We start from the raw sequence: 10,412 nt of genomic DNA on the forward strand, positions 1-10,412 counted from the left end.
CCCCCCCACAAACTAAAACCCCGGGTAACCCCGGGTTTTTTCGTGTCCGGGGTCAGATCCGTTTTCAACGAAAACGGCTCTGACCCCCGTTCCCCGTCATTCCACCGACAACCCTTCGACCTTCTGCCAGCCGCGCGGCAGCAGGTGGCCGCGGGTGGCGCGGGCGCCGAGGTAGGCGTCGAGCTCGTTGAACTTCAGGCCCATGGTGCGCTGGCCGCTGCGCACCTGCAGGGTCTGCCCCGGGCTGATCGCCACGATCGCCACGACCCGCTCGGTGGCCAGCTTGGCCTTGGGGATCTCGATGATCTTGTTGCCCTTGCCCTTGTCCAGTTCCGGCAGGTCGTTGGCGGCGATCGCCAGCAGGTTGCCCGAGCTGGTCACCGCCACGATGCGGTCGGTCGCCACGTTGGCCACGGCCGATGGGGTCAGCACCGAGGAACCGGACGACAGGTTCAGCATTGCCTTGCCGGCCTTGTTGCGGCCGATCAGGTTCTCGAAGCGGGTGACGAAGCCGTAGCCGTGGGTCGAGGCCAGCACGAAGCGGGCATCCGGTTCGGCGCTGGCCAGGGTCACGAAGCTGGTGCCCGGAGCCGGCGAGAAGCGGCCGGTCAGCGGTTCACCGTTGCCGCGCGCCGAGGGCAGGGTATGCACCGGCGTCGAGTAGGCGCGGCCTTCGCTGTCCAGGAAGGCGACCTGCTGGGTGCTGCGCGCGCGCACCGAGCCCTGCAGGGCATCACCATCGCGGTAGGACAGGGTGGCGGCATCGATGTCGTGGCCCTTGGCCGCGCGGATCCAGCCCTTCTCCGACAGCACGACGGTCATCGGCTCGCTCGGCACCAGCTCGGTTTCGTCGATGGCCTGCGCGGCCTGGCGCTGCACCAGCGGCGAACGGCGCGCGTCGCCGAACTTCTTGGCGTCGGCGGTCAGTTCGTCGCGGATCAGCTTCTTCAGCTTGGCCTTGCTGTCGAGGATGCCGAGGATCTTCTCGCGCTCCTTGGCCAGCTCGTCCTGCTCGCCGCGGATCTTCATCTCTTCCAGGCGGGCCAGCTGCTTCAGCTTGGTTTCCAGGATGTACTCGGCCTGGTCTTCGGACAGGCCGAAGCGCGCGATCAGCGCTGCCTTCGGTTCGTCCTCGGTACGGATGATGTGGATCACCTCGTCCAGGTTGAGGAAGGCCACCAGCAGGCCTTCCAACAGGTGCAGGCGGCGCTCGACCTTCTGCAGGCGGTGCTGCAGGCGGCGGGTGACGGTGGTGCCGCGGAACGCCAGCCATTCGCTGAGCAGCATCTTCAGGTTCTTTACCTGCGGACGGCCGTCCAGCCCGATCACGTTGAGGTTGACGCGGTAGCTGCGCTCCATGTCCGTGGTCGCGAACAGGTGGCCCATCAGCTGGTCGGCGTCGACGCGGTTGGAGCGCGGCACCAGCACCACGCGCACCGGGTTGGCGTGGTCGGATTCATCGCGGATGTCTTCCAGCCACGGCAGCTTCTTGGCGCGCATCTGCGCGGCGATCTGCTCGATCACCTTCGACGGCGACACCTGGAACGGCAGCGCGGTGACCACCACGTTGTTCGCTTCCTTGGTGAAGGTCGCACGCGCACGCACGCTGCCGTTGCCGGTCTCGTACATCGTGCGCAGGTCGTTGGCCGGGGTGATGATCTCGGCGGTGGACGGGTAGTCCGGGCCCTTCACGTGCTCGCACAGGTCGCGCACGCTGGCATCGGGATCATCCAGCAGGTGCAGCAGCGCGCTGACGATCTCGTTGAGGTTGTGCGGCGGCACGTCGGTGGCCATGCCCACGGCGATGCCGGTGGTGCCGTTCAGCAGCAGGTGCGGCAGGCGCGCCGGCATCCAGGTCGGTTCCTGCAGGGTGCCGTCGAAGTTCGGCGCCCAGTCGGTGGTGCCCTGGCCGAGCTCGCCCAGCAGCACTTCGGCGATCGGGGTCAGCTTGGATTCGGTGTAGCGCATCGCCGCGAACGACTTCGGGTCGTCGCTGGAGCCGAAGTTGCCCTGGCCCTCGATCAGCGGGTAGCGGTAGGAGAACGGCTGTGCCATCAGCACCAGCGCCTCGTAACACGCGCTGTCGCCATGCGGGTGGTACTTACCGATCACGTCACCGACGGTGCGCGCGGACTTCTTCGGCTTGGACGCGGCATTCAGGCCCAGCTCGCTCATCGAATAGATGATGCGGCGCTGCACCGGCTTCAGGCCGTCGCCGATGAACGGCAGGGCACGGTCGAGCACCACGTACATCGAATAGTCGAGGTAGGCGCGTTCGGCGTACTCGCGCAGCGGCAATTGTTCGAAACCGTGGAAAACGGGGCGGGCAGGTTCGGTCATGCGGCGTTGTTACCTATGTCGGGAGGCGAAGACGGCGGTCGGCGCTCTCAATGCACTGATTATCCGGATGCGGCGGGGGATGCCAAGCCACGTGCGGGATCCAGCCCCGGTTCCAGGCCGTGGCCGACCCGCGCCAGGTAGCGCCCGGGCGGCAGGCCGAAGTGGCGGCGGAACACGGTGACGAAGGCGCTGGCGCTGCTGAAGCCCAGTGCGTGGGCGATATCGGCGACGCTGCGACCCTCGCTGAGCTGGCGCAGGGCCTCGGCCAGGCGGGCCTGCTGCCGCCACTGGGCAAAGCTGAGGGTGGTCTCGTCGCGGAAGTGGCGGGTCAGGCTGCGCGGCGACAGGCCGGCCCAGTGCGCCCATTCGGCCAGGCTGCGCTCGTCGGAGGGCTCGGCCAGCAGCTGCGAGGCGATCTTCAGCAGGCGGCGGTCGCGCGGCATCGGCAGGTGCATGCGCTGGCGCGGCGCGGTACGGATCTCGTCGCGCATGACGCTGAGGATGTGCTCGCGGTCGTCGCTGAGCACGTAGTCCAGCGGCCATTCGCAGATGCGCTCGGCCACCGCCTGGGCCAGCTTGGACAGGCCCAGCACGCAGGGGTCGGAGGGCAGCCCGGCGCAGGCCGGCGCGGCCAGGGCCATGCCCCAGCCACGCATCGGGCCGTCCAGGCTGACCGTGTGCGGTTCCAGCGGCGGCATCCAGCCGGCCGAGCCCGGTGCCAGCGACCAGGTGCCGTGCGAGGTGCGGGTAGTCAGCAGGCCGCGTTCGACGTAGATCAGCTGGGCGCGGGCGTGATGGTGCCAGTCCACTTCACGGGCCAGGCCCTGCGGGCTGTCGAAGCGGAAACCGATGACCGGCGGGCCATCGTTGCGCTCGAACCAGTCCATGGCCACCTCGCGGAGCAGGGTGGGCGGGCCGGGTTCACCTGCCGTCATGACCGTCGGGGGTGGCTGGAATGTGACATTCATTGGCTGGATTGTACTACCGGGCCAGTTCCGGGGGCCATTAAGGTAGCGCCTTCACTGATCGAGCCCGTTGCTGCAACACAGCATTCGATGCCAGATCGAATATTTCCATTGAGAAATATTTTTTTTGGAAGAAAATGCTCCCCCATGATCTGTCCGTCCTCCAACCCCCCCAGCTTCGGCCTGCTGCTGCGCCAGGTGCGCGACGGCCTGGTCCGCCAGCTCGATGCGTCCATGGCCGAAGAAGACCTCGGCATCGGCTTCACCCATTACATCGGCCTGAAGCTGCTGGCCCGCATGGCCCCGTGCACCGCCAACGAACTGGCCCAGGCCATCGACCAGGTGCCCAGCGCAGTGACCCGCCTGCTGGACAAGCTGGAAGCCCTGGGCTGCGTGCGCCGCGAGCCGCACAGCCAGGACCGGCGGGCCCTGCAGATCGTTCTGACCGATGAAGGCCGTGCCCTCTGGGCGCGGCTGCAGAAGCGCGGCGACGCGGTGATGGACTTCGCCCTGCGCGACCTGTCCGCCGACGAACGCACGCTGCTGCTGTCCCTCCTGACCCGAATCCGCGATTCCCTGACGACCCCATGAACCCGATCCCGCATCCCACTCTCCGCCGGTCCGGGCGCGCGCTGCTGGTTTCAGCGCTGGCCCTGGCCCTGGCCGCCTGCGCCAGCAGCCGTGGCCTGAACCCGCAGGGCCACGTGCTCGACGTGGACAGCCTGCACAGCGAGCGCACGCTGGCCGACAGCGACCTGAGCGCCACTGGCTTCCCGGCCCAGGACTGGTGGAAGGCGCTGGGCGATCCCCAGCTCGATGCCCTCATCAGCGAAGGCCTGGCCGGCCACCCCAGCCTGGACGCGGCCGATGCGCGCCTGCGCCAGGCCCAGTCGCAGGTCGGCACCAGCCGTGCCGAGCGCCTGCCCAGCCTGTCGGTGTCCGGTGGCTACACCGGCCTGCGCCTGCCCGAATCCATGCTCGGCGACGAGCTGGGCGGCCGCTACGGCGGCAGCAGCCAGGTCGCCTTCAACTTCAGCTACGGCGTTGACCTGTGGGGCGGCAAGCGCGCTGCCTGGGAAGCCGCCGTTGACGGCGCCCACGCGGCCACCGTGGATGCGCAGGCCGCACGCCTGAACCTGTCCGCCGGCATTGCCCAGGCCTACACCGAACTGGCCTATGCCTGGCAGCTCAACGACGTGGCCGAGCAGGAGCTGACGCGCTCGCAGAAGTCGCTGGAGCTGACCCGCCAGCGCCGCAGCGCCGGCATCGACAGCGACCTGCAGGTGCGCCAGTCCGAAGCCCGCGTGCCGGCCGCGCACCAGCAGCTGCTGGCCGCGCAGCAGCGCATCGACGCCGCCCGCACCGCACTGGCCGCGCTGGTCGGCAAGGGCCCGGACCGTGGCCTGTCGATCGAACGCCCGCAGGCGCTGAACCCGCTGGCCCTGCAGCTGCCGGGCGTGCTGCCCAGCGAACTGCTCGGCCGTCGTCCGGACATCGTCGCCGCGCGCTGGCGCGTGGAAGCGGCCGAAAAGCAGATCAAGGTCGCCAAGACCAAGTTCTACCCGAGCTTCAACCTGACCGCGCTGGCCGGCGTGGTCGCCCCGAACGTGGGCGACCTGCTGAAGAGCAGCTCCACCTTTGCCTACATCGGCCCGGCGCTGAGCCTGCCGATCTTCGAAGGCGGCAAGCTGCGCGCCAACCTGGACAACACCGACGCGCAGTACGACCTGGCGGTGGCCAACTACAACCAGTCCGTGCTGGACGCGCTGCGCGACGTGGCCGACCAGGTCAACGCGGTGCGTTCGCTGGCCCAGCAGGCGCAGGCACAGCAGCAGGCGGTGGACACCGCCCACGCGGCCTTCGACCTGGCCCAGCAGCGCTACCGCGCCGGCATCGGCAGCTACCTGGACGTGCTCAGCGCGCAGTCCATCCTGCTGCAGTCGCAGCAGCAGCTGGCCGGCCTGCAGTCGCAGCAGGTGCAGACCTCGGTGCGCCTGAGCAAGGCATTGGGTGGTGGTTTCCAGCCCAGTGACGCCGACGCCGCACCGATCGCCTCCCATTCCGATTCCTCGCATTCCTGAAGACCCACGCCATGAGCCAGACCCAAGACACCGCGGCCCCGGCCGCTCCCAACCGCCGCGGCAAGCTGCTGCGCGGCCTGTTCGTCATCGTCGTGCTGCTGCTTGCCGCACTGGCGCTGTGGTACTTCATGTTCGGCCGTTGGTTCGAAGAAACCGACGATGCCTACGTGCAGGGCAACCAGGTGCAGATCACCCCGCTGGTGGCCGGCACCGTGGTCGCCATCAACGTCGATGACGGCATGCGCGTCGAGCGCGGCCAGCTGCTGGTGCAGCTGGACCCGGCCGACACCTCCGTCGCCCTGCAGCAGGCCGAAGCCAACCTGGCCAAGACCGTGCGCCAGACCCGCGGCCTGTACCGCAGCGTGGAGGGCGCGCAGGCTGACCTGAACGCCCGCCAGGTGAGCCTGAAGCGCGTGCGCGAAGACTTCGCCCGCCGCAAGGACCTGGCCGCCACCGGCGCCATCTCCAACGAAGAACTGGCCCACGCCCGCGATGAGCTGGCCGCCGCCGAAGCCGCCGTGGCCGGTTCGCGCGAGACCGTCGAGCGCAACCGCGCGCTGGTCGATGACACCGTCATCGCCACCCAGCCGGACGTGCTGGCCGCCGCCGCACAGCTGCGCCAGGCCTTCCTCAACAATGCCCGCGCCGGCATCGTCGCGCCGGTCACCGGCTATGTCGCCCGTCGTTCGGTGCAGGTTGGCCAGCGCGTGCAGCCGGGCAATGCCCTGATGGCCGTGGTGCCGACCGAGCAGATGTGGGTGGAAGCCAACTTCAAGGAAACCCAGCTGCGCCACATGCGCCTGGGCCAGGAAGTGGAGCTGAAGTCGGACCTGTACGCCGGTGACGTGAAGTACAAGGGCCGCATCCAGAGCCTGGGCCTGGGCACCGGTTCGGCGTTCTCGCTGCTGCCGGCGCAGAACGCCAGCGGCAACTGGATCAAGATCGTGCAGCGCGTGCCGGTGCGCATCGCCATCGATGCCAAGCAGCTGGCCGAACATCCGCTGCGCATCGGCCTGTCGATGAAGGCCGAAGTGAGCCTGCGCGACCAGAAGGGTGAAGTGCTGCCGACCGCCGCCGCCAAGGGCACGGTGTTCGACACCGATGTGTATGCCAAGCAGCTGCATGATGCCGACGAGGTGATCCACACGATCATCGAAGGCAACCTGCCGCAGCAGGCCAACGCGGGCTGAGGTCGACATGTCCGCACAAGCTCCAGCGGCGCCCGGCACTCCGGGCGCACCGGCGGCGCCGGGTGCGGCCTCCGGGTTCCTGCCGCCCAGCGTGGCCCTGTGCACCGTCGGCCTGGCGATGGCCTCGTTCATGCAGGTGCTCGACACCACCATCGCCAACGTCTCGCTGCCGACCATCGCCGGTAACCTCGGCGCCAGTTCGCAGCAGGCGACCTGGGTCATCACCTCGTTCGCGGTCAGCACGGCCATCGCGCTGCCGCTGACCGGCTGGCTCAGCCGTCGCTTCGGCGAACGCAAGCTGTTCATCTGGGCCACCCTGGCCTTCGTCATCACCTCGCTGCTGTGCGGCCTTGCGCAGAGCATGGGCATGCTGGTGGTGTCGCGTGCGCTGCAGGGCTTCGTGGCCGGGCCGATGTACCCGATCACCCAGTCGCTGCTGGTGTCGATCTACCCACGCGAGAAGCGAGGGCAGGCGCTGGCGCTGCTGGCGATGATCACCGTGGTGGCGCCGATCTGCGGGCCCATCCTCGGTGGCTGGATCACCGACAACTACAGCTGGGAATGGATCTTCCTGATCAACGTGCCGCTGGGCATCTTCGCCGCGCTGGTGGTGGGCAACCAGTTGAAGGGGCGCCCGGAGCAGATCGAGAAGCCTAAGATGGATTACGTCGGCCTGATCACCCTGGTGATCGGCGTGGGCGCGCTGCAGCTCGTGCTCGACCTGGGCAACGACGAAGACTGGTTCTCCTCGACCAAGATCGTGGTGCTGGCCTGCGTGGCCGTGGTGGCGCTGGCGGTGTTCCTGATCTGGGAACTGACCGACAAGGATCCGATCGTCGACCTGAAGCTGTTCCGTCACCGTAATTTCCGCGCCGGTACGCTGGCGATGGTGGTGGCCTATGCGGCGTTCTTCAGCGTGTCGCTGCTGATCCCGCAGTGGCTGCAGCGTGACATGGGCTACACCGCCATCTGGGCGGGCCTGGCAACGGCGCCGATCGGCATCCTGCCGGTGATCATGACGCCGTTCGTGGGCAAGTACGCCTCGCGCTTCGACATGCGCATGATCGCTTCGTTCGCCTTCGTGTTCCTGTCGTTCACCAGCTTCATGCGCTCGGACTTCAACCTGCAGGTGGACTACGCGCACGTGGCCGGCGTGCAGCTGATCATGGGTATTGGCGTTGCGCTGTTCTTCATGCCGGTGCTGCAGATCCTGTTGTCGGACCTGGACGGTCGCGAGATCGCCGCGGGTTCGGGCCTGGCCACGTTCCTGCGTACGCTGGGTGGCAGCTTCGCTGCATCGCTGACCACGTGGCTGTGGGCACGTCGCACCCAGGTGCACCATGCCGACCTGACCGAACACATCTCGGCCTACCAGCCGGGCATGCAGGACCAGGTGGCGGCGATGGGGCAGGGCAACCTGCAGAACGGTGCAGCGGTGCTCAACAACATGATCAACCACCAGGCATCGCAGATGGCGTTCAACGACATCTTCTACCTGCTGGGCTGGACGTTCCTGGCGATCATCGCGTTCCTGTGGCTGGCCAAGCCGCCGTTCGGTGCCGGTGCCGGTGCGGCGTCTGCCGGCGGGCATTGACCAATCGTCGTGGATGAAAAACAAAACCCCGCCGGAAGGCGGGGTTTTTGTTTGTGGCGCCATCGCGGTACATGCACGCGATGCGTGGACATGCCCGAACGCCGGACATGAAAAAACCCGCTTTCGCGGGTTTGATCATCCAGTAGATCCACGCCATGCGTGGATGGAGCCCTCGCATTCGCGCAGTTCTCGAACGCCGGACATGAAAAAACCCGCTTTCGCGGGTTTGATCATTTGCTGAGTCATGGTGCCCAGGAGAGGACTCGAACCTCCACGAAGTTGCCCCCGCTAGCACCTGAAGCTAGTGCGTCTACCAATTCCGCCACCTGGGCGACTCAGGAGACGAATTATGGGGAACGACTGAGGATGTGTCAACAACATTTCACGCTTTTTTCTGCGGCGGTACGCCGAGGTGCTGCAGCAGGCTGCGCATCGCCGGTGACAACCGCATCCAGTCGGCGAAGCACGCGCACAGGCGACGCTGCGCCCAGGCATCGGCAAGTGGTATCGCAACGGTGTGCGTGCTGCGTCGATGCTGCCGCGCGATCGTCTTCGGCACGATGCCGACGCCGATGCCATGGCCGACCATCGTGCACAGCCCTTCGAAGGTTTTCATGCGGATGCGCACATCGAGCCGGCGTCCGGCCTCGCCCGCAAGTTCCTCCACATAGGTCTGCAGTGCATTGCCATCGGCCAGGGCGACGAAGGTCTCGCCCAGCACATCAACGAAGTCGAGTGTGCGTCGCGACGCGAAGCGGTGGTTGGCGGGCAGCAGCATCACCAGCGGGTCTTCGGATACCACGTGCCGCTGCAGGCCGTCGGCCGGCACGGCATCGCTGATGATGCCCGCCTCGGCCTGGCCGGCGGCGAGTGCGCGCACGACATCGGTGCTGGTGCGTTCGTGCAGCTCTACGTGCAGGCGCGGCCGCTGCGCCAGCCAGGGCGCCAGCCGCGAGGGCAGGTAGTTGGTCAGCGCCGCGGTGTTGGCATACAGATGAAGGGTGCCACGCGCACCGTGGGCGAAGGCGTCCATCTCGCTGCGCAGCTGCGCCTGCTGCTGCAGGATCAGCCGTGCATGGTGGGCGAGGGCGGCCCCGGCTTCGGTCAGGCTGACCCCGCGCGGATGCCGGTTCAACAGTGCCGTGCCTGCATCGGCTTCGATCGCGCGCAGGCGTTCGCTGGCCGAGCCCAGTGCCAGGTTGGCCAGCGCAGCGCCGGCGGTGATGCTGCCGGCATCGGCCACAGCCAGGAACAGGCGCAGGTCGGCGATGTCCATCCGCATAGCTGGTACTCCGGTCGGGCCCTGCCTTCGGCTGATCCGAAGGCTAGGGCGGCAAGACCGCATTGTGCGCCTGTGTCGCGCCCGCTCCAATGGCAGCATGAACGAGACGATGCACTTCTATGGGTTGCTGGTGGTGGTGTTCGTGCTGGCCGGCGTGGTCAAGGGCGTGACCGGCATGGGCCTGCCGACGGTGGCGATGGGCCTGCTGGGCGGCGCACTGTCACCCGTGGCGGCGGCGTCGATGCTGTTCATTCCCACCTTCGTGACCAACGCGTGGCAGCTGCTGTCCGGTCCTTCGCTGGGCCCTACCGTGCGGCGGCTGTGGCCGATGATGCTGGCAGTGGTGGTGGTGACGCTGGGCTCGGCCGCGCTGCTGGTGCGGGTCGACCGCACCTGGTCACGGGTGGCCCTGGGCGTGGCGCTGGTGGTGTATGCGCTGTACGCGCTGGTGGCGCCGGTGTTCCGCGTGCCGCAGCGGCGCGAACGCTGGCTGGGGCCGCTGGTCGGTGCGATATCCGGCATGGTCACCGGCGCCACCGGTGTGTTCGTGATGCCGGCGGTGCCGTACCTGCAGTCGCTGGGCATGCAGCGCGAGGAGCTGGTGCAGGCGCTGGGCCTGGCGTTCACCGTGTCGACCATTTCCTTGACCACCGGGCTGGTGATCAACGGTGCGTTTGGTGTGCAGCAGCTTGGGTTGAGTGCATTGGCGGTTGTGCCGGCGCTGCTGGGCATGTGGCTGGGGCAGATGATCCGCCAGCGCATCAGCGCACGGGTGTTCCGCGCGTGTTTCCTTGGGTTCCTGCTGCTGCTCGGACTGGAGCTGATACTGCGGCCGCTGTTCTGATTACGTTCGCCGGGCATGGCCCGGCGCTGCCGCGATGCGCCTTCGTAGAGTCGGGGGGGGGGGGGGGGGGGGGGGGGGGGGGGGGGGGCGGCGGGCGGGGCGGCCGCCGCCCGGGG

The 10,412-nt window shown here is 67.9% G+C and carries 8 protein-coding genes and 1 tRNA gene; 5 read left to right on the plus strand and 4 right to left on the minus strand.

Translation table 11 applies throughout. The features are described from left to right. Positions 1 to 96 precede the first annotated feature (96 nt). Both parC and IAE56_RS19165 read right to left on the minus strand, forming a co-directional pair. Entirely contained in the window at positions 97 to 2,340 is a 2,244-nt protein-coding gene (parC, locus tag IAE56_RS19160; RefSeq protein ID WP_200753623.1) for a DNA topoisomerase IV subunit A, read from the minus strand. 59 nt (positions 2,341 to 2,399) lie between these two features. Further along, the gene (locus IAE56_RS19165) at positions 2,400 to 3,275 is read right to left on the minus strand and encodes a helix-turn-helix transcriptional regulator (protein WP_234456210.1); all 876 of its coding nucleotides are present in this window, start codon (positions 3,273 to 3,275) and stop codon (positions 2,400 to 2,402) included. A gap of 177 nt (positions 3,276 to 3,452) precedes the next feature. Between IAE56_RS19165 and IAE56_RS19170 the strand changes: the two genes are divergently transcribed. From IAE56_RS19170 to emrB, 4 genes are read left to right on the plus strand one after another with little or no spacing between them, the layout of a single operon-like run. Beyond that, positions 3,453 to 3,896 (plus strand): MarR family transcriptional regulator, encoded by a 444-nt coding sequence (locus IAE56_RS19170; RefSeq protein ID WP_108746304.1) that lies wholly within the window; start codon positions 3,453 to 3,455, stop codon positions 3,894 to 3,896. Beyond that, positions 3,893 to 5,386 (plus strand): multidrug efflux transporter outer membrane subunit EmrC, encoded by a 1,494-nt coding sequence (emrC, locus tag IAE56_RS19175; RefSeq protein ID WP_200753625.1) that lies wholly within the window; start codon positions 3,893 to 3,895, stop codon positions 5,384 to 5,386. Before IAE56_RS19170 ends, emrC begins: the two co-directional genes overlap by 4 nt. Before the next feature lie 11 nt (positions 5,387 to 5,397). Continuing rightward, complete coding sequence (emrA, locus tag IAE56_RS19180) at positions 5,398 to 6,576, plus strand: multidrug efflux MFS transporter periplasmic adaptor subunit EmrA (RefSeq protein ID WP_108768325.1); 1,179 nt, start codon at positions 5,398 to 5,400, stop codon at positions 6,574 to 6,576. Positions 6,577 to 6,583: 7 nt separating this feature from the next. Further along, positions 6,584 to 8,170, plus strand: coding sequence for a multidrug efflux MFS transporter permease subunit EmrB (gene emrB / locus IAE56_RS19185; protein WP_108768326.1), 1,587 nt, complete (start codon positions 6,584 to 6,586; stop codon positions 8,168 to 8,170). Positions 8,171 to 8,415: 245 nt separating this feature from the next. On the opposite strand, the gene IAE56_RS19190 is transcribed toward emrB, so the two are convergent. Both IAE56_RS19190 and IAE56_RS19195 read right to left on the minus strand, forming a co-directional pair. Then, positions 8,416 to 8,502 (minus strand) — tRNA-Leu (locus IAE56_RS19190). 50 nt (positions 8,503 to 8,552) lie between these two features. Then, complete coding sequence (locus IAE56_RS19195; RefSeq protein ID WP_200753626.1) at positions 8,553 to 9,452, minus strand: LysR substrate-binding domain-containing protein; 900 nt, start codon at positions 9,450 to 9,452, stop codon at positions 8,553 to 8,555. Positions 9,453 to 9,549: 97 nt separating this feature from the next. Between IAE56_RS19195 and IAE56_RS19200 the strand changes: the two genes are divergently transcribed. Next, the gene (locus tag IAE56_RS19200) at positions 9,550 to 10,296 is read left to right on the plus strand and encodes a sulfite exporter TauE/SafE family protein (RefSeq protein ID WP_200753627.1); all 747 of its coding nucleotides are present in this window, start codon (positions 9,550 to 9,552) and stop codon (positions 10,294 to 10,296) included. Positions 10,297 to 10,412: the final 116 nt, after the last annotated feature.

It is taken from the genome of Stenotrophomonas sp. S41 (assembly GCF_016624625.1).
GTDB lineage: Bacteria > Pseudomonadota > Gammaproteobacteria > Xanthomonadales > Xanthomonadaceae > Stenotrophomonas.